Here is a 19,706-nt window from a genome sequence, read left to right as displayed (position 1 = left end):
CTCATGATAAATAAAGAAATTTCAGAAATTTTTCAAAATATCACGGTTCTACAACGAGAAAGTCTAAGTTTTGCAGAAAACTCTGTGGCGTCTGTCAATGCATGGGTGGCCACACTTTCTATTATGCAACTTGGTGACACCTCAGAGTCTGTCTTAAAAGCCATAAGTGAAATCAGTGAATTAGATTGTAGCGAAATGCTACGCTTTGACTTAATTCAAGTTTTACATCCAATTACAGAAAGTATTTTATCTAGCCTTGAAAAAAATATATTAAATCAAGGTCTTTCTCAAAATGCGCGTATTGAACATATTATTGATCTTTCTTCTAGAATTCGCACCTATTTTGCCAACGTGTACATCAATATTGTGCGAAGAAGTCATCAAACACTAGTTTCAAATAAATTCTCATTTTTTAATTTCAAAGAAAAACGAAATTTACAGACAGCACGTACACTTGCAACCTTTTATGCTTTAGAACAGCTTGGTTTATTATTAGTTCAGCAACAAATGCTCTACAGTGGTCCATTGACCCATCAATGGTTAACCACCCACCTTCTTTATGAGCTCGCTGTTAAGAATCAAGAATTTAATATTAATATCAATCAATTACAAGGCACACATTTTACCATTCAAAATATCCAGCAAGCCTATGCACAAGTACTACTTTTGGATATTTTTAATACGCATCAGATTCGTCCAACAGAAACACAAGCGCTTTATCAATGTACATTTGATTGGGTTAAACTTATTCAAATATTACCAAGAGAAACCAGTTTATCGCGTTATGTGATTGATGGCTCAAAAGACGTTCCGCCCATTTACAATCGCAAACAACATGCTAACTTTCGGACTTCTTTGTATATTTCTACACAGAATCTGCTGGAACATATTAATTCAACGATTCATAAAGATGAATATCTGTCTAAAAATGAACAGATCTATTTATCCGCTGCATTAAAGTTTCATGTGCAAAATGTCTTGGGTACGACAACTGAACGTCAACATGAGCGCTATGAATACTCTGCACAACTTCAAATTTGCTTTAGCTTACAAACAGCGCATTTCTATTTATCCAAAGCTAAGAATTTCTATGAAACACTCAATTTAAATAACAATTATGCATTTCAGTCTGAATCCAATATCCATTCATCTATTTCAACAGGCTCAAGCACCGCATCAAACTTAGGACAAATTAAAAGTTTAGACCGTGAAGCAAAACAAATCTATCAAACTCAAGTACTAGACATTAGCGTCAGTGGTTATCGTATTCGATGGTCAGATGAAACCCCACGAAACTTAAGAACAGGGGAATTTATCTTGGTCAATGAAAGCCTCAATGACAAATGGAAAGGTGCAATCATTCGTTGGATCAAACAGTCTGTTAAAAAAACCTATGAAGTTGGTCTAGAGGTTTTAGCCCAAGATATTTACCCATGTGCAGTAAAAGTTCCAGCAGATCGCTCAACCATTAACTACCACCCTTGTCTTATGGTTCAAGTACAAAATTTGAATGAATCAAATATTTCTATTATTTTGCCAAATTTACCGTTCTTCAAAGAACAGCAAGCCATTTATTTACGTTTAGACACTGAAGAAATTAAAGTGTATTTAACAAAAACACTGTTAATTACCCAGAGCTTTATTCAGTTCGAATTTGAATTGATCAATGATGAAGAAAATAATCGTATAGATCAGTTCATTCAACACCAATCAGCCAATTTGAATAATCAAGATGTATGGGAAGCTTTAAAGTGAGAAATCTATTATTATCGAAAAAATTAAAACTGTCTGAAACTAGATTACTCATTATTGATGATAACCAAATTCGTTATAATCAAATTATTGATCTTTTTCAAAGTAAGAATCATCAAGTACAAGCGATATTACTTGATGATTTAAAAAGTTTTGAAAAACAGCTCAATACTTCATGGGACTTGATTATTTTTGGTCGTGCTTATGACATCAAAATTGAGCAAGCTATTACATTGATTCAAGCCTCTGCTGATATTGATCTACCTGTTTTGTTCTTAAAACCTGAAGATTATCAAACCAACCAATATCAATCCTATATTCAAAAAGGCATCTATGATGTAGTTGACTTAAAATATACCGATCGTTTTTATATTAGCTTAATTCGTGCACTGTCTTACAGTCGCACCTTACAAGCGAAAAAACACCTTTTAAATGATCTTGAAAATGCCAAGAACCAAGCTCAAGCCTTGGTTGAAGAACAGCACAAAGCAATTGCCTTAATTCAGGAAGGTATTCATACCCAAGCCAATACTGAATATCTGAAATTGTTTGGTCTAAAAGATGAAGCAGAAATTATTGGATTGCCTTTATTAGATATTTTAAAGCCTAAGAATATCCATGATTTTAAACAACGTTTTAAAAAGATTTCTCAAGGTAATTTTGATTTAGCACGTTTTGAAATAGATACCCTGAATAGCGATGCTAAATCAGAAAATCCTTTGAAAATTGAGTTTCTTCCTTCAGATGAAGAAGACTGTATTCAAATCACCATTGAGAACAATTCTACAAGTCAAGCCTCTCAAGCTCACTCATTCGACTCTGCTAAAAAAGGAATGAGTAGTGTCGCTAGTAGTTACCAAAAAATTCAGTATGCTTTAATTAATCAACCCGCTAAATCTAATGCTTTAGTCCTTTTTAGCTTCGCCGCTTGTCCTGAGAATATTTTAACTTCGCCTTGGAAAACAGCTATTCAGTACTTAGAAGGCTTTAAAAATTTTATTCAAGAACAAACCAATAGCACAGTATATCAAATTGATATGTTATTGTATGCTGTTATTTTACAAGCAGAATCAGAGACGATTTTAGAGTCACGCATCCATGGACTTCATGCTTTAGAAAAGCCACAATTACTTGAGATTGATAGTCATACTTATCCACTGAATATTAAGATTGGATATTCAAATATACAGCAAAACAACTTTACAGAAGCAAATTTTGAGGATGTTTTAGAACAAGCCTATGATCATCGTTTAGCAAAAAAAGAGTCTGTATCAGACCAACAATTAACCGCAACTTTACAAGACACTAAAATTGAATTGTCATTGGTTGAACAAAAGTTAGATGCTGAACCATTGCAGCTACAAAGTGACCCGATTGAACCTACAGCAAAATCTCAGCTTGAAAATACATTGGTAGAGAAACAAGAACAAATTAAAGAAACTCCAGCGGCTCATATCTTTAAAGCCTCCGCTATTCTTGGTCAAATTGCACAATCTCTTGAAAAAAGTGAGATTCAGCTAAAATACCAACAACTTTATGACAAACAAGATAGTAATTTAAATACTTATGAAGTTAGTAGTGGTTTTATTTTTGAAAATCAGTGGAAAAAAGTAAGTAATTTAATTGATTTAGATGATGATATTGAACTTTCAATTAAATTAGATCGCTGGATATTAGTTGAAGCATGTAAGCAATTACATAACTTTATCACCCAGTATCCAGAAGCAAAATTAATCGTTAATTTAAATCGCCATGTCCTATTTCACGACAAGCAGTTCCCTGAGCTTATTTCTAAACTCTTAACGATTGTTGGAAGCCGTCAATCCCATCCTCTGATTTTACAATTTGATGAAGAGGATATAGCAAAAAATATCATTGAATCTCACAAGCAAATTGGTGTTTTACGTGATCATGGTGCCGAAATTTCAATTCGACGTTTTGGTTCTAGTATTTCAAGTGAAGCTATCTTAAAACAATTGGATGTAAGTTTGTTAACACTGGATGAGAAGTTTACGCAGCAGATGAATTGTGAGGCCAGCATGACTCAATTCCAACATACCCTGGAAAAATATCACACTATTAAACCAATTGAATTTTTGCTGAAAAATTTAAATGATATGAACTCTTTTGCAAATGCATGGAATGTAGATGTAAGATACTTACAGGGTGAATATTTCCAGAAAAAATTGGATCATTTAACTGACGTCCAAGATCAATAAAGTATAATATTAAAAAAGGTTGAGCGCCTAAAAAACTCAACCTTTTAAATTAATAGCATAAATAGATTAAAACTGGATAAAATTCAGCAACAAAAAAACGGGCTTTAGCCCGTTTTTTATGTTTTGTCGTATTAACGTTTAACAGAACGTGACATACCAGCAAAACGTTGTTTGAATTTATCGATACGGCCACCAGTATCAACATTCTTCTGTTTACCAGTATAGAATGGGTGACAAGCTGAACATACGTCTAAATAAAGTGTCTCTTTACCTAAAGCTGAACGAGTTTCGATAACGTTACCACATGAACAAGTAGCAACTAATTTTTCATATTTTGGGTGAATATCGGCACGCATGGTCGATTCTCCTAAGTTAAGAAAGGTTTAGCTGTCATCGCAATTAACCACTCTCAAAATCTAATAAAACTTTGAGGAAAGCAGATTTAAATTCTAAATCAGCAGATTAACACCATAACAGACCATTTCTTTTGGCCCACCGAGACTATAAGCGTCAGAGCTAAGCACAACAAGTGGGCAAGATTATACTTGAAAAATATATAAATTGCGAGCCACTTGATTAAAAATCAATATAATTTACTCATCAGTATGGTTTTGCTTAGACCAATAGTTAGCAATCACTCCACAAACCATTAACTGGATTTGATGGAAAATCATTATCGGTAAAACTATCATGCCTAAGGGCTGTCCAATAAATAGAATCTGCGCCATAGGTACACCACTGGCAAGAGTTTTCTTCGAGCCACAGAAGAATATCGAAATCTGATCTGCTTTACTAAAACCAAGCCATTTTGGAACATACAAAGCCAACAACATAATCACTGTGAGTAGAATTGAACATGCTAAGGTTAGATAGATCAATGTAGATAAGCTGACCTGATGCCATAAACCAGCAACTACTGCCCCACTAAATGCACCATAGACCACCATCAAAATAGAGCCTTGATCGAAAACCTTGACGATCTTTGGCATTTTTTGCATGAGTGGGAATACATACGGGCGTAATACTTGTCCTAATACAAATGGAACCAACAGCAATAAGGTAATTTCTATAATAGAAGATGTTGGGTCATAATTATGTTTAGATTGACCAAAAATGAATAAGCTCACTAAAATCGGAGTAATAAACATACCAATCAGGTTGGAGAAGGAGGCACTACACACTGCCGCTGCCACATTGCCTTTTGCAACAGAGGTAAAGGCAATGGATGATTGTACTGTCGATGGCAAAAAGCACATGAACAGAAAACCCCAATACAATTGTTGTCCAAGCAAAGGTTCAAGCACAGGTTTTGCCATTAGGCCCAATAGTGGGAAAACTAAGAAGGTAAAAGCAAAAACCAGTGCGTGCAATTTCCAATGCAAAACCCCCTCAATCACGGCTTCACGTGATAATTTTGCGCCATGTAGGAAAAATAAAATCGCAATTGCAATTGTAGTGATTTTTCCAAAGATAAGCGCTGCCTGTCCTGAAATCGGAAAAATAGAAGCTAAAACCACCATTGCGATTAAAAGTATCGTAAAGCGATCTAATGCTAATAATTTCAACATTTTCATAAGCAACGTCCTGTATTCTAAACATGAAAAAGCCCAGTAGTTAAATTTTACTACCAGGTAAAATTCAATCTTACTGAGCGAAATAAATAAAGCTATTCATTTGGCTAAATATTCACTATTTATTTACGACACATCTCAAGTTAATTTAAGGCCTATTGATATTTCTTTGCTAAATAAGCAATAGACCCTCATCATTTTTTTAATGATGGGGGCTGTAGACATTTCATAAATGGCTTGCGTTGTAGGTTAAAATTGAGCATGAGACGTATACGTCGTAAAGCATGAAGAGAATAGCGAGACTATTTTCGAGTTCCATAACATAGGCTGAGATAATTTTAGCCACAACCCTGAGCAAGAACAAAGCACGGCTTTGTTTGCAACGCAAGGCACAGCGGGGACTAGCATGTTTTTACCGGTACATTGTTACCTTGCCAAACGATGTTTTTCATCATTTAGAATGGCTAAATTTCGTATCTCGCGCCTAGTATCGCCTAAAAAACACACCTAGTCGCAAACGTAGACAAATTGTCAACGGCCCCTAATTATTTCGAGCATCTTGATCTTGTTGGATCAATTCAATTTTATAGCCATCTGGATCCTCAACAAAAGCAATGACTGTGACACCACCCTTCATAGGACCCGCTTCACGTACCACATTACCACCACGTGCTTTGATCTCTTCACAGGCTTTATAGGCATCATCGACACCAATAGCAATATGTCCATAGGCATTGCCTAATTGATAACTTGCAGTATCCCAGTTATGGGTAAGTTCTAATACAGTATGATGCTCTTCATCACCATAACCCACAAATGCTAAAGTAAACCGCCCTTCTTCATAATCACGTTTACGAAGTAATGTCATACCGAGAACTTCAGTATAGAACGCTAAAGATTGTTCTAAATTGCCTACTCGTAACATGGTATGCAACATGCGCATGATTTATTTTCCTGTTTAGTCAGATATTATCTGCCAATATAGGCAATACAATTCAATATTTCAAATTATCTATATTTTGTCAGATCAATGAGACAATCTTCTGGATTATTTTTAAGCAATAACAGCTTATTTTAGAAGAACACTACAACTTTATCTTTAGAATAAACTATTTGAATGTGTTAGCAATCCAATGGTTCAAACTCTCATCCTGTTAAAGAAGCCTATTTTATCTATAAGATAAAATAGGCTTCTTGTTATCCTCATAAATCTATCTTGAGTAATTCAGTCGCTTACTCGATGGATTGATTCATCTTTTGCGCTTGATGTTGTCGCAACAATTTTCCAACCCATAACACAAGCAATAGGATTGGAATACCAATTAAGGTGGTCATTAAAAAGAATTTAGGATAACCAATGTGGGTAACAATTGTTCCAGAATAGCCACCTAAAATCTTAGGTGTAAGCGTCATCAATGAACTAAAGATCGCATATTGAACTGCTGTAAATGACACACTGGTCAAACTAGACAAGAACGCTATAAATGCTGCACCCGCTAAACCCGAAGCTAAATTATCAACAACGATAGCAAAATACAGCCAACCAGAACTATATTTTTCAATCACTTTACCCTTAATCTCAACGGCTGCAGATGAATCTGCTTTGATCACTGGAAGTGGTTGAATATCTACATCGATATCACTTTTTATCGCTGTTAATTGATAGCTTTGTTGAGTACTCAATGCTGCTTTTGTTTGTTGATAGTTTACCACAGCTATCACGTTTTTTGTGCCAGAAGCATATAAAGCTTTACCATCAATCGCACCGCTAAATAAACCATCTCTATCTAATTTTGCTGGGTATGTTTTGTCATCGAGTTTAAGTGTAATCGGCTGATCTGGATTAAGCTCAGATACAGGTATTCCCGCAATCTGCCCCTTAACCACAATACTTTGCTTCGCTTCTGTTGCAGATAATTGATTATCACTAGTGATAGGCAATAATTGAATTTGAGCCTTGGCTTCTTCTTTTAGATAGGGCACCGTATATTCATTTGCAACAGCCTGATTAACCAATGCTGCTTTAATATGAATGGTATTTTCCCCTATCAAGTCCTGACCAGGCACAGAAACCTTCCAATAACCTACTTCATCAGGTTGAGCTTGAAATTTCTTATCGCCAATCTGTACAGATACTGCTTGCATCGGTGCACCAGATTTCACCAATCCAATAAATATTAAATTAGTTGAGCTTGCTAAAACTGCACCCACAAACATCAATTTCATAATGTTCATACGTTGTGCAAGTAACCCCCCTAAAAAACCACCCAATAGACTAAAAATCACCCCGTAAATTTTAACAGCTTCTGCAATTTGTTCTTTGGTAAAGTTTAAATCTTGATAGAAAACATTCGAAATAACACCAGCAATAATGTCTGAAATTCGATAAAAACCAATCAATAACAGTAAAACCAATGCCAGTTTTACCCCATAACGCTTAAAAAAATCAGCAATCGGGTTAACCCAAGTCTCATAGGCCATCTTTTTATTAACGACACCAAAACGTATCAACGATGTAGCAACAAGAATTGCACCGAGACCTGAGCCTAAAAAGCGCACAGCTTCCATTAAAAACTTAAGCAAGTTGTCTTCGACTTTCCAAGTCGCTTGTAAATATTGAACCATGTCATCAGAGTAAATATATAAACAAACAAAACTCGCCACAGCCAAGATAAAAACCAAAACCAAACGATAGTAATCAATATTTTTATAGTGTTTATCAACTCGATTAACCAAGGGTTCTCGAATCACTAAGGTTGTGATAATGCCCACCAGCATCACCAGTGCCATCGTTAAATAAGTATATTTCCATGCTTCATAAATATAGTTCCCTTTTGCAGTTCCCAAAGAAGCAGCAAGGAATAAAGCGCCCGCACCAGCAAGAATCATCCCTAAACGGTAGCCTGCGTTATAGGTCGATGCCAACACCGTTTGCATCTCAGTTTCAGCCAGCTCAATTCGATAGGCATCAATCACAATATCCTGTGTTGCTGCGGAAAACCCCAGTAATACAGCCCCCACAGCCATTTGGTAAATATAACTTTGGCCCAAAGCGGGATCAGAAAACGCCATAATACAAATCGCACAGATAATTAGTACTTGTGCAATCAACAACCATGCGCGTCGCCGCCCCAGTCTTTTGGTGAGTATCGGGACGGGTAATTCATCAATCAGTGGCGCCCATACAAATTTAAAAGAATAGCCTAGCGCAGCCCAACTAAAAAAAGTCACTGCACTTTTTTCAATTCCGGCCTCACCTAGCCATAAAGATAAACTTGAGAAAATTAGCAGAATGGGAATACCTGCCGAAAACCCAAGAAAGAGCATAATTGCAGCACGCCGATCGATAAAAGCGGCAAAAGCAGATTTCCATCCTTTTTTTGCTGTGGAATTCTGCTCAGCTGATTGCTGAGATAATTGCGTTGTCATTGCGTTGTTATTTTCTGAAAAATGAAATAGTGCTATTCAACCGCTTAATGCTTAGAGTTTCAATCACTTTTATGCAACTGATGAGCGCTTTTACAGATATTTCCGCTTTTGGCGCTTGATCTTTACCCCCAATCCTGTATACCTTTAACTTTTCAACCCATATAAGTTTTGGATTTCACCTGTGACCCAAAGACACGATCAATTAAGCTCTACTACTGTTTCAATTACGACGACTGCAACCCCAATACAAAAAACTGAAACGATTTTTCCATCTGCTTTTGATCAAACGGAAATTCAAAACACGTTGACACAAACCGCACTAAAATCAGAACAACTGACGCATATCCCCAATCTGAGCAAGGTTCCTACGTCAACCAAGAGAATCAAGCCTTTAAATAATTTCTTAGGGCAAGATCGTGCCAGAGCCTCTGTAGAAGCAGGGATTGCTTTACCTTATTCAGGTTACAACATTTTTGCTGTGGGCACGGCAGGGCTTGGAAAAAGGACCATGATCAAGCGCTTGTTGCAACAACATGCCAAAACTATGCAAACGCCTGATGATTGGGTCTATGTTTATAATTTTAAAAATGCGCGACAACCGATTGCCCTGCGTTTTCAAGCAGGTCAAGGCAGTAAGTTTCAAGCTTTAATCCACCAAGCTTGGCAAACCATTCTTAAACAACTTGAACGTCGCTTTAGTGCAGAAACGTATCACAATCGTATTGAACGCATTCGTCAGATTACGGGAAATGAGCAACAACTCGCTTTAGTTGAACTGACCAAAGAAGGCGAAGACCTAGACCTAAAACTAATTAATCGTAACGATGAACATATTTTTGTGCCGATCCATGTCAAAGATGACAAAATATTGGAAATGTCACAGGAAGATTTAAATGCGCTTGACAGTAAACAGCGTGCAGAAATTAATTCCAATATGCGTTATATGGATAAGAAACTTGAACGGCTTGGTCTTCAGTTAGGTGATTTAGAAGATGATGCACGTGATCAAGTTTCTGAACTGAATCGTGATATTGCCAAACAAGTGGTAATTCCTCGTATTGATTTAATTTTAAGTAAATTTAAAACCGTAAATGGACTAGATCAATATTTAAAACATTTTGCTGCTGATATCATTGAAAATGTTGAAACGATTCTAGATCAAGAAGGTGAAGAGTTCTCTCCTGCTTTATTTAATCGTGTTCCTTCACGTTACCAAGCCAATGTCGTAGTGAGCAATAAACCGAATTCTGGTGCACCGGTTATTTTTGAAGACTTCCCAACACATTACAATTTACTTGGACATGTTGAACAGTTGACACAAAATGGTACGATTACCACTGACTTTACTCTGATTCGTCCAGGCTCATTGCATCAAGCCAATGGTGGTTTTTTAATTTTAGAAGCGGAACAACTGTTAGAACAGCCTTATGCATGGCAAGGTCTAAAACGCGCATTAAAATCAGGACAATTAAAGTTATCTTCTCTTGAGCACATGCTGACTTTAACAGGCAGTATTTCAATTGAACCGGCATCTGTGCCACTTAACTTAAAAGTGGTTTTATTGGCAGAACCTGAAATTTATTATGAAATTTTAGAATTAGAGCCAGAATTAGGCAGTGTTTTTAAAATTCGTGCTGATTTTACCGACACTCTGCAACGTAATGATGATAATGAGCAAGCCTATATGCAACTGATTGCAGACTATGTTCAACAAGATAAATTACTGCCATTTGATCGCTCTGCATTGGCAGCGTTATTAACAGATTCAAGTCGCCAAGCTGAAGACCAAAGCTCATTGTCTTTACATGCTTTAACGCTTGGTGATTTAATTCGTGAGTCACATCATCATGCAGCGCAGTCGGACGAAAAGTTAGTTACGTCTCATCATATCAATACAGCCCTGAAACATCGTCAATACCGCTTAGGCTATTTAAGAGAGCTCTATTGGCAAGACTTGTCACGTGGCACTCAGTTAATCGAAACTCGTGGCCATCGCTTAGGTCAAATTAATGCTTTATCTGTGATCCAATATGCCGACGTTGAGTTTGGTTTACCTTCACGCTTAACCGCTTCTGTATACCAAGGTGGTGGTGACATTCTAGATATTGAACGTAGTGTGGAACTGGGTGGTTCATTACACGCCAAAGGCGTCTTGCTCATGTCGAGCTTCTTAAAAGCACATTTTGGTCGTGAACAGATTTTGCATTTTTCTGCTGCCCTCGCCTTTGAACAAAGTTATGGTCAAGTAGATGGTGACAGTGCCACAGTTGCAGAACTCTCTGCGTTAATTTCTGCGATCTGCCAATTGCCTATCGATCAATCTTGGGCAATCACAGGCTCAATGAACCAATTGGGTCAAGTTCAGCCTATTGGTGGAGTTAATGCAAAAATTGAAGGATTCTTCGACGCATGTAAGCTACAAGGATTAACCAGCAAACAAGGTGTGATTATTCCTCGTCAGAATATGCAGCATTTGATGCTTCGTCATGATGTGATTGAGGCTGTCAATGAAGGTCAATTTCACATCCACGCAATTGACACTATTGACCAAGCTTTAGAAATCCTAATGGCGCGCCCTGTTGGTACCTTAGACAAGAAAGACCGCTATACCAAAGGTTCAATCTATGCAGCAGTGATGGCACAGCTTGAATATTGGCAGGCATTGGAAGATGGTGTTGAAATAGAACAGAAACCAAAGAAAAAGAAAAAAAAGAAGAAGGGAAAAAAACTGAAAAAGGCTGAAGCTGAAGCACCAACTGTCTTCACTGAAGAAAACCAGCTTGAAGTTGTGGCAAAGCAGAATAAACGAAATTCATCTTAAGTTGATTGTTAATTTACAGCCTCACATAGACAAAGCTTTGAATATTCAAGGCTTTGTCTTATTTTTCATGATCATAAATGAGTTAAACTTCCTGTTTTTTTTAAATATCTAAACACTTAAACTCTTCACCAGTTATCGCAAAGTCTTGTCTAGGCTGTTGATCAATTTTCCCATCCTAGAACAAAATAAATCTTAGCCAAATAAAAAAGCACCTTCCGGTGCTTTTTCTACATCATCTACTCATTAAGCATCTGGCGCTGGGCTATACTGCTCAATCAATGGTTTTAATTCACCATTTTGGAACATTTCTAGAATAATGTCGCTACCGCCGATCAATTCACCATTAATCCACAATTGAGGGAATGTAGGCCAATTTGCAATTTGTGGCAAAGTTGCACGAATATCAGGATTTTCCAAGATATTTACATAAGCAAATGGACGACCAATTTGGCTAAGTGCTTCAACTGCACGCGCAGAGAAACCACATTGTGGAAATTGCGGAGTACCTTTCATATAAAGAAGTACTGCATGTTTAGCTATTTGATCGCGAATTAACGCTTCTGTATCACGCGCTTGTTCAGTCATTGATTAAATCCTCAACTCATCTGCCTGCATTATACCTAAATCCACAATAAAGAATATGTCTAGACGATTATTTCCAATTTTATTTATATTAAAGCTTTAAATCTTCCGCATATTTTGGTTAGATAATCTTTCACCCTTTCCACTCCTAACAGATAAGAGTTAGTTATGAATAACATCACCCTCGCTCCGGTACAAACTGATCAACCTTCACATTTGATGCCTGTATTCAGCCGTCAACCGATCAGCTTTATACGAGGACGAGGTTCTTATCTTTATACAGAAAATGGCACTGAGTATTTAGATGCATTGACGGGTATAGCCGTTTGTGGCTTAGGGCATGCTCATCCTGTGTTGGCTGAAGCCATTGCAGAACAAGCAGCTACGTTAATTCATACGAGTAATATTTACGAAGTCGCTTGGCAAACTGCAGCAGCACAAAAGCTGGCTGAAGTTTCAGGAATGGAAGAAATCTTTTTCTCAAACAGTGGTGCAGAATCGAATGAAGGTGCAATTAAAATTGCACGTAAATTTGGTCATTTACAAGGTGTTTCCACCCCTAAAATCATTGTTGCAGACCAATCATTCCATGGTCGTACGCTTGCAACACTTTCTGCTACTGGCAATAAAAAAGTTCAGGAAGGCTTTGCACCTTTGGTTGATGGCTTTATTCGTGTACCTTTTGGCGATATAGAAGCCATTGAAGAAGCCGCTATTCAGCATCCTGACATTGTGGCAATTTTGGTTGAACCAATCCAAGGTGAAGGTGGTGTCAATACGGCTCCTCAAGGCTTTAGCTATCTTGAAGATATTCGTCGCATTTGTAATCAACATAATTGGTTGATGATGCTGGATGAGGTCCAAACAGGTAATGGCCGTACTGGTAAATACTTTGCCTATCAACATACCAATATTATTCCAGATGTTTTAACCACAGCAAAAGGTTTGGGAAATGGTTTTCCAATTGGTGCTGTGATGACACAGGGTCGTGGTGTTGGTGTTCTTGCTGCTGGGAATCATGGGTCTACTTATAGCGGCACACATTTAGGCTCACGTGTCGTCTACACTGTGATTGATTTGATCCAAAAAGAAAATATTGTCGCAAATGCTGCAGAAATTGGAACCTATTTAGTCGATCAGTTCCGTGCTCAACTTGCAGATCAGGATGTGGTTGTGCGTGGTTTCGGTATGATGATTGGTATCGAACTATCAAAAGACTGTGCTGAATTGGTGAACATAGCACGTGATAAGTATCACTTAATCATTAATGTTACTTCAGGTAATGTGATCCGCTTACTTCCTGCGTTAAATATGAATCATGAGCAGGCAGATGACTTATTGAAACGTTTAGTGCCTGCAATTAAAGCATTTCTTGCTTAAACATTAACCAACACTTTAAGAGCTCAACCTGTTAATCTCTTTTAGTTTTATCGTCATTGCTTATAAAGTTAAAAATATAGAAAAGCCGCTTTAAAGCGGCTTTTTTATTAGAACTTATTAGAGTTAGAACTTTGGCTTTATGAGGCTTCTTGGAAAATTCTACCACCAGGTAACTGGCTAAAATATTGTTTCAAAGCGTCTAGACAACGATGAATTTTCATCGGTTGCTGTTCACGCTTTAAGGTCACAGCACTTAAAGTGAAAGTTGGTAACTTCCACTCTGGTAATACTTCAACCAACGTTCCATTCATCAATTCTTTTTGCACATCTAAATAAAGAATCCGAGCAATACCATGTCCATGTTGGCACAATGATTTTGCAACAAATACATTATTTGTCTGAAGACGATGCTTCATTTCTAAATTAACGACTTCACCTGTTGCACCATGCTGAAATGAAAAATGTTGAGAATTTTTCATGATATTTATCGGAATCAAATCATGATTCTGTAAATCTTCAGGTCGCGAAATAGGCACTGTTTGATTTAAATAACTTGGCGATGCAACTAAGATTTGATCTACTCTTGCAAGAGGCGTACAACTCAAGTTATTCACATCTTCGATTTTTGAAGACATACGAATAGCAATATCTATACGCTCTTGGATCAAGTCGATATATTGGTTATCTGCTTCAAAATGAACCATCAAACCTCGATGTGCAGACATCCAATGCGATAAAGCAGGCACAACATGTGTTGCTCCTATTTCTGGGGTTGTCGCAATACGCAAATCCCCAACTAAATCATCGCGCAACTCATTAATGCGGATTTTTCCACGCTCTGCGGCAGCGAGCATTTCTTGACAACTGTGGAAAAAAGCTTGACCAGCCTCAGTTAAACTCAGCTTTCGTGTAGAACGATGTAGAAGCGTAACTTCCATTTCATGTTCTAAAGATCTAATTTGCTGACTAACCGCACTAGTCGTAATGCCAAGGTCACGCGCGGCACCACTAAAAGAACTTTTTTCAACAACACAAGCAAATACACCCATTGCCCGAAGTTGATCTAACATAAATTTCCCTCTGAAATTATGAGCTGTTTCACACTTTTTTGTTCAAAACAACTCATTGTATTATACGAAGAAAATTACACTTTGCATTAAAATATTTAATTTATTGGTAAAATATTTGCTGGGTTAATTGGTTTTCCATCTAAACGTACCTGAAACTCCAGCATAGTACTGGTGGCGCCTGAAGATCCCATCTCTGCAATCTTCTGTCCTGCTGTCACCGTTTGACCACTTTTCACCAACATTTTGCTGTTATGAGCATATGCAGTAATGTAACCATCAATATGTTTTACTAAGACAAGATTACCATATTCTTTTAATCCATCTGCAGCATAAACCACTTGACCATCCGCTGCGGCAAAAATTGGATCACCTTGATTCCCTCCGAAACGTATTCCTTTTATATTATTCGCAACATTATAATTTGCAATAACAGGCCCATTTGATGGTTTTACCCATCTCAATTGTGTTGATTGTACTGTCGTCGTCGTTTGCACAGGCGGCGTTGCTGGCTGAGCAGTTATTGTCCCAGTTGGTGGTGTTGGCTGCTGTGTTGGTAACTTAATCGTTTGACGTTGAATTTGCGGTTCATTGTTAGTTAACGCTTTCGTCGTAGATCGAGTGACATTGCCACTACCCTTTTTCAAACGTAATGACTGCCCCACATAAATTCGATAAGGCGCAGCGATATCATTCATTTCAGCAACACTGAGATAACTCAAACCATAACGCATTGAGATTGCACTTAAGGTATCACCAGAACGAACTGTGTAATAGTCAGGTGCAACAGCATAGCGTGTAGGATTATTTATTTGAGGCTTCGATGCACACCCAGTCACCAATATTGTAGAGGTGATTGCTATTGTGGACAAAATGATTTTTATCCATCGTTTAGGCATTTGAATTGGAAGTGTTGATCGAGCCAAAAGCATTGATTTCCCTCTCTACAATCTTAAAATTTAAAAATATTTGCTTAAGATTAGCAAAAAACACACGCATTTCACTGTTTAACAGTGCTTTTTCACAAAGTTATAACACTCAAACATCAAAATGACTATGTGAGAGTTGTGATTGTAGTGTTTCAAGAATCGTATAATTAGTCGCGTCCATTTGAATTGGTGTAATACTGACATACCCATTGGCAATTGCAAAAAAGTCAGATTGCAGATTTTTTGAATTCTTTTTGGGGTCTGTCACTGCTTCACCCGCCAAACCAATCCAATAGACTTGACGACCACGAGGATCGACCTGACTGGTAATCGGTTTTGATTGTATTCGACGACCCTGATAAGTAATTTGAGCACCTAAAATATCTTCTACATCAGGAATATTGATATTTAGAATATGTCGTGGAGGCAGTTCAGGTAAGCCTTTGGCAATAAACGTATAAACCCAATTTGCGGCTTGCGCATAATCTTCAGGATTGTCATATGAACGCACATTACTGCCCGCTAATGAAACTGCGATGGCAGGTTGTTTCATCAAACGCCCTTCAAATGCCGCCCCTACTGTTCCAGAATAAAGTACATCGTCTCCTAAATTTGCCCCACTATTGATTCCGCTCACAACTAAATCAAATTCAAAATCGAACAAACCATTCATGGACAAATAGACACAATCTGCAGGTGTACCGTTTACTGCCCACATATCTGTTGCAATTTGAATTGGTCGAACTGGTCGATCTAGGGTTAATGCACTTGAAAAACCACTGCGCTCACTTTCTGGCGCAACAATAACAACTCGACCTAATGGTCGCAACGCTTTTGCTAAAGCTTGAATACCTGGTGCAAAAACACCATCATCATTTGCAATTAAAATATTCACTAACGGGTTCTCTGATTAAAATTTATTAAATGACTACTGAGTTATTTAATTCAAATTTATTTAACAATTATATATAGTTACTTACTCAATTTTAAATCTAATTTGTGACTATAAAGATGATTACACGTTCTCTTACTCATACTATTTCTATGGCTCTCATCACACTTTGTGCACAATCTGCATTTTCAGAAACATTAACTTCACAAGAGTCTGATCGAATTGCGAAAGAAGATATTGCAGCAACCCAAGTGCTTGCCGAAGTTTGCCCAGTGTTAATCGGTAACAATCCTGCATTTCAAACTAAAATTGAGAATTTAACCCAAATCTTATTAAAGGGTCTCTCGAAAACTACAACATTAGTGCAGCTTCAACAAGATCCAGAATACCAAACTGTACTGAAAGAAGCACAAATAAGTGCCAAAGAAGTGGATCAAGCTGAACACAAAGCAGTATGTGCTGATGTACTTGAACTTTCACACTAGAACAGCATAAGAACCTCACGACCAATGCGATGTTAAAAAATACTTTTTTGACATCTTTTGCATTGTTAAGTTTGCGAAAATTTCAAATAAATCTACAACATCGATACACTTTCTCTATATTTTTCACAGTTTTTACGTTTAATCTATGCAAATTCTCAAATTAAAAATTGATTAGGTTATTTATGCGTATGACGTTAAAAATGCTGACATTAAGCCTTGTATCAGCAAGTAGTTTATTTATGACACATGCTTTTGCCGCATCTGACAAAATCGAAGTTACTCAGCAACAAGTATCTAAAGAAGAATTGGCTGCAATTTATGTATTGTCGGATATCTGCCCGAGTCTAATTAAAACAGATGCTGCGTTTAACAAAGGTTTTGATCATCTGCTTAAAGACTATATGCCAAATGACAAAGATCCTAAAGCAACCTTAAAATCACTTACCAAGCAAAAGGATTTCCAAAGAGCGTTAAAAGAAGCAAAAAGTGATGCAAAAAAAGCAGGTGATGCTGAAAATACAGCGATTTGTAATGACATTAGTCACTATCAGTCATAACGATTTGTACAATATATTCAACAAATATTGAATTAGTTACAATAAGTAAGAAATAAGCCGACTTTCCTTGTAGAAGTCGGCTTTGCTTTGCCCTAAAATGCTAGCCTGTTTGTGCTCATATAACGATTGGAACGACCTAGAATGACTCGAAAAAGCGCCATTGCTGCATTATTACTTTTACCTTCATTTTCTTATGCAGCAACCGTCTTAACAACTCCGCCAGAATTAAATAATAAATCGTATGTCTTAATGGACTATGAGACAGGTCAAATTCTTGCATCGAAGAATGAAAATGAAAAATTAGCACCTGCTTCGATGACTAAAATGATGACGAGTTACATCATTGAGCAAAAACTTCTTAAAGGTGAACTGACCGAAAGTGAAAAAGTTCGCATGAATGAGTCTGCATGGTGCCGTGGTAGCAGTACTGAATCTTGTATGTACGTACCTTTAAATGGTACTGCAACAGTTTTAGAAATGTTACGAGGCATTATTATCCAGTCAGGTAATGATGCATCTAAAGCTATGGCTGAACATATTTCCGGTAATGAGGGTTCATTTGCTTATGCGATGAACCAAGAAGCCAAACGTGTGGGCATGGTCAATACGCATTTTATCAATGCAACAGGTATGCCTGCTGAAGGTCATTACTCAACCGCAAAAGATATGGCGGTACTTGCTAAACATATCATTCATGACAGTTCAAAATATTATCCTATTTATTCGGAAAAAGAATTTACTTTTAACGGCATCAAACAAGGTAATCGTAATGCCTTACTTTATACTGACCCAAGTGTTGATGGCTTAAAAACAGGTCATACAGATGAAGCGGGTTATTGCTTAACTACCTCCTCAAAACGTGGTCCAATGCGTTTGATTTCTGTGATTTTTGGTGCGCCGTCTATGAATGAACGTGCGAGTCAAACACGTTCATTATTAGCATGGGGTTACTCAAACTTTGAAACTGTCAGTGTGCAACCTGCAAATCAAGTTCTTGCTAAAGCAAAGGTTTATTTTGGTAAAGAAAGTGACGTACAAATTGGTTTAGCTGAAAACTTCAATGTGACGATGCCTAAAGGTCAGGCTAATGCCATTAAAACTCAAGTTACTGTTCAACCCAACTTAAATGCACCATTAAAACAAGGTCAGGTTGTAGGTAAACTTACTGCAACTTTAGACGGTAAAGTCATTGCTGAAAAACCATTAGTGGCGTTAAAAGCTGTAGAAGAAGCAGGCTTCTTCTCTCGCTTGATCGATCATATCAAAATGTTCTTTAGCAACTTGTTCTAAATTATTCGCTTAAACCTAATATTGAGTTTATTAGACTAAAGCACAGGCATCCTGATCACAGATTTGGATGCCTTTTTAATTTATACTCGGTAAAAACACATTGGTTAAATTTTGCTTTTGACATGGAAGCCAACATGAAAAAAAATATTCGTTCGTATTTAGACCATCATCCTAAAATTGATTCAACCTGTTATATCGATGATCTCTCGGTTGTAATCGGTGAAGTAACTTTGGCGGAAAATGTATCTGTTTGGCCTTTTGCGGTGATTCGTGCTGATGTCAATCACATTAAAATTGGGCGTTATTCTAATGTACAAGACCATTGCATGTTACATGTTAGTCATAAAAATGATGCTAAACCCAATGGTTCACCTTTAGTAATTGGGGAAGATGTGACGATCGGGCACCATGTCACTTTACATGGTTGTACCATTGGCAACCGTGTTTTAGTTGGAATTAATACCATTGTTCTTGATGATGTGATAATTGAAGATGATGTCATGATTGGTGCAGGCTCTCTAGTTCCACCAAGAAAGCGCTTGGAAAGTGGTTACCTCTATGTAGGAAGCCCTGTACAAAAAGTTCGCCCTTTAACCGATAAAGAAAAAGAATTTCTACCTTATTCAGCAAGACATTATGTCAAAGTGGCGAATCATCATTTAGAGACACACGATTAATCATAGGATTAAAGCAAATATCTAAGCATGCTTAAAAGCGTATTTTTTATTTGAA

At 37.2% G+C, this 19,706-nt stretch carries 16 protein-coding genes; 8 read left to right on the top strand and 8 right to left on the bottom strand.

Features of this window, described 5'->3' with window-relative positions:
* Window positions 1–3 precede the first annotated feature (3 nt).
* Together AC4CUY_RS07555 and AC4CUY_RS07550 are read left to right on the top strand one after the other, a co-directional pair.
* Window positions 4–1,755, top strand: coding sequence for a cyclic-di-GMP receptor FimW-related protein (locus tag AC4CUY_RS07555; RefSeq protein ID WP_336953190.1), 1,752 nt, complete (start codon window positions 4–6; stop codon window positions 1,753–1,755).
* Window positions 1,737–3,971, top strand: coding sequence for an EAL domain-containing protein (locus AC4CUY_RS07550; RefSeq protein ID WP_490773903.1), 2,235 nt, complete (start codon window positions 1,737–1,739; stop codon window positions 3,969–3,971). The genes AC4CUY_RS07555 and AC4CUY_RS07550 overlap by 19 nt, the downstream gene beginning before the upstream one ends.
* Before the next feature lie 131 nt (window positions 3,972–4,102).
* Here AC4CUY_RS07550 and rpmE read toward each other — a convergent pair whose 3' ends face one another.
* The 4 genes from rpmE to AC4CUY_RS07530 form a co-directional block, all read right to left on the bottom strand.
* Entirely contained in the window at window positions 4,103–4,327 is a 225-nt protein-coding gene (gene rpmE, locus AC4CUY_RS07545; protein WP_004721254.1) for a 50S ribosomal protein L31, read from the bottom strand.
* A gap of 237 nt (window positions 4,328–4,564) precedes the next feature.
* Window positions 4,565–5,545, bottom strand: a complete 981-nt coding sequence (locus tag AC4CUY_RS07540) for a bile acid:sodium symporter family protein (RefSeq protein ID WP_336953192.1) — start codon at window positions 5,543–5,545, stop codon at window positions 4,565–4,567.
* 538 nt (window positions 5,546–6,083) lie between these two features.
* Entirely contained in the window at window positions 6,084–6,485 is a 402-nt protein-coding gene (gloA, locus tag AC4CUY_RS07535; RefSeq protein ID WP_336953193.1) for a lactoylglutathione lyase, read from the bottom strand.
* A gap of 290 nt (window positions 6,486–6,775) precedes the next feature.
* The gene (locus AC4CUY_RS07530) at window positions 6,776–8,971 is read right to left on the bottom strand and encodes an AmpG family muropeptide MFS transporter (RefSeq protein WP_336953195.1); all 2,196 of its coding nucleotides are present in this window, start codon (window positions 8,969–8,971) and stop codon (window positions 6,776–6,778) included.
* Window positions 8,972–9,152: 181 nt separating this feature from the next.
* Here AC4CUY_RS07530 and AC4CUY_RS07525 point away from each other — a divergent pair, with 181 nt between their 5' ends.
* On the top strand, window positions 9,153–11,792 hold the full coding sequence (locus AC4CUY_RS07525; RefSeq protein ID WP_490773902.1) for a Lon protease family protein: 2,640 nt from the start codon (window positions 9,153–9,155) through the stop codon (window positions 11,790–11,792).
* Window positions 11,793–12,035: 243 nt separating this feature from the next.
* On the opposite strand, the gene grxD is transcribed toward AC4CUY_RS07525, so the two are convergent.
* Window positions 12,036–12,377, bottom strand: coding sequence for a Grx4 family monothiol glutaredoxin (grxD, locus tag AC4CUY_RS07520; RefSeq protein ID WP_336953200.1), 342 nt, complete (start codon window positions 12,375–12,377; stop codon window positions 12,036–12,038).
* Window positions 12,378–12,542: 165 nt separating this feature from the next.
* On the opposite strand from grxD, the gene AC4CUY_RS07515 reads away from it, so the two are divergent.
* On the top strand, window positions 12,543–13,754 hold the full coding sequence (locus AC4CUY_RS07515; RefSeq protein ID WP_336953202.1) for an aspartate aminotransferase family protein: 1,212 nt from the start codon (window positions 12,543–12,545) through the stop codon (window positions 13,752–13,754).
* A 137-nt stretch (window positions 13,755–13,891) separates the two neighbouring features.
* Here the strand turns inward: AC4CUY_RS07515 and AC4CUY_RS07510 are convergent, their stop codons facing one another.
* The 3 genes from AC4CUY_RS07510 to surE all read right to left on the bottom strand — a co-directional run bounded on the left by AC4CUY_RS07510 (window position 13,892) and on the right by surE (window position 16,645).
* On the bottom strand, window positions 13,892–14,824 hold the full coding sequence (locus tag AC4CUY_RS07510) for a LysR family transcriptional regulator (protein ID WP_336953204.1): 933 nt from the start codon (window positions 14,822–14,824) through the stop codon (window positions 13,892–13,894).
* Window positions 14,825–14,919: 95 nt separating this feature from the next.
* A complete protein-coding gene (locus AC4CUY_RS07505; protein ID WP_336953206.1) occupies window positions 14,920–15,753 on the bottom strand; it encodes a peptidoglycan DD-metalloendopeptidase family protein in 834 nt (277 codons plus the stop codon).
* A 106-nt stretch (window positions 15,754–15,859) separates the two neighbouring features.
* Window positions 15,860–16,645, bottom strand: coding sequence for a 5'/3'-nucleotidase SurE (surE, locus tag AC4CUY_RS07500; protein WP_336953208.1), 786 nt, complete (start codon window positions 16,643–16,645; stop codon window positions 15,860–15,862).
* A gap of 116 nt (window positions 16,646–16,761) precedes the next feature.
* On the opposite strand from surE, the gene AC4CUY_RS07495 reads away from it, so the two are divergent.
* The 4 genes from AC4CUY_RS07495 to AC4CUY_RS07480 all read left to right on the top strand — a co-directional run bounded on the left by AC4CUY_RS07495 (window position 16,762) and on the right by AC4CUY_RS07480 (window position 19,651).
* Entirely contained in the window at window positions 16,762–17,127 is a 366-nt protein-coding gene (locus tag AC4CUY_RS07495; RefSeq protein WP_336953209.1) for an MCR_0457 family protein, read from the top strand.
* 182 nt (window positions 17,128–17,309) lie between these two features.
* A complete protein-coding gene (locus AC4CUY_RS07490; protein WP_336953211.1) occupies window positions 17,310–17,684 on the top strand; it encodes an MCR_0457 family protein in 375 nt (124 codons plus the stop codon).
* Window positions 17,685–17,825: 141 nt separating this feature from the next.
* Entirely contained in the window at window positions 17,826–18,974 is a 1,149-nt protein-coding gene (gene dacC / locus AC4CUY_RS07485; RefSeq protein ID WP_336953213.1) for a D-alanyl-D-alanine carboxypeptidase PBP5/6, read from the top strand.
* A 134-nt stretch (window positions 18,975–19,108) separates the two neighbouring features.
* Window positions 19,109–19,651 (top strand): gamma carbonic anhydrase family protein, encoded by a 543-nt coding sequence (locus AC4CUY_RS07480; protein WP_336953215.1) that lies wholly within the window; start codon window positions 19,109–19,111, stop codon window positions 19,649–19,651.
* Window positions 19,652–19,706: the final 55 nt, after the last annotated feature.

The sequence above is a fragment of the Acinetobacter sp. 778_lipA genome, assembly GCF_058242985.1.
Note: the sequence above shows the minus strand (reverse complement) of the source record. Positions and strands in the feature narration are given on the sequence as shown.

What these genes read in the sequence shown, in the direction of transcription:
- AC4CUY_RS07530 (WP_336953195.1), bottom strand. Translation starts at nt 8,971, where the DNA reads ATGACAACGCAATTATCTCAGCAATCAGCTGAGCAGAATTCCACAGCA.
- gloA (WP_336953193.1), bottom strand. Translation starts at nt 6,485, where the DNA reads ATGCGCATGTTGCATACCATGTTACGAGTAGGCAATTTAGAACAATCT.
- AC4CUY_RS07480 (WP_336953215.1), top strand. Translation starts at nt 19,109, where the DNA reads ATGAAAAAAAATATTCGTTCGTATTTAGACCATCATCCTAAAATTGAT.
- AC4CUY_RS07550 (WP_490773903.1), top strand. Translation starts at nt 1,737, where the DNA reads ATGGGAAGCTTTAAAGTGAGAAATCTATTATTATCGAAAAAATTAAAA.
- AC4CUY_RS07540 (WP_336953192.1), bottom strand. Translation starts at nt 5,545, where the DNA reads ATGAAAATGTTGAAATTATTAGCATTAGATCGCTTTACGATACTTTTA.
- rpmE (WP_004721254.1), bottom strand. Translation starts at nt 4,327, where the DNA reads ATGCGTGCCGATATTCACCCAAAATATGAAAAATTAGTTGCTACTTGT.
- grxD (WP_336953200.1), bottom strand. Translation starts at nt 12,377, where the DNA reads ATGACTGAACAAGCGCGTGATACAGAAGCGTTAATTCGCGATCAAATA.
- AC4CUY_RS07490 (WP_336953211.1), top strand. Translation starts at nt 17,310, where the DNA reads ATGCGTATGACGTTAAAAATGCTGACATTAAGCCTTGTATCAGCAAGT.
- AC4CUY_RS07515 (WP_336953202.1), top strand. Translation starts at nt 12,543, where the DNA reads ATGAATAACATCACCCTCGCTCCGGTACAAACTGATCAACCTTCACAT.
- AC4CUY_RS07495 (WP_336953209.1), top strand. Translation starts at nt 16,762, where the DNA reads ATGATTACACGTTCTCTTACTCATACTATTTCTATGGCTCTCATCACA.
- AC4CUY_RS07510 (WP_336953204.1), bottom strand. Translation starts at nt 14,824, where the DNA reads ATGTTAGATCAACTTCGGGCAATGGGTGTATTTGCTTGTGTTGTTGAA.
- AC4CUY_RS07555 (WP_336953190.1), top strand. Translation starts at nt 4, where the DNA reads ATGATAAATAAAGAAATTTCAGAAATTTTTCAAAATATCACGGTTCTA.
- dacC (WP_336953213.1), top strand. Translation starts at nt 17,826, where the DNA reads ATGACTCGAAAAAGCGCCATTGCTGCATTATTACTTTTACCTTCATTT.
- AC4CUY_RS07505 (WP_336953206.1), bottom strand. Translation starts at nt 15,753, where the DNA reads ATGCTTTTGGCTCGATCAACACTTCCAATTCAAATGCCTAAACGATGG.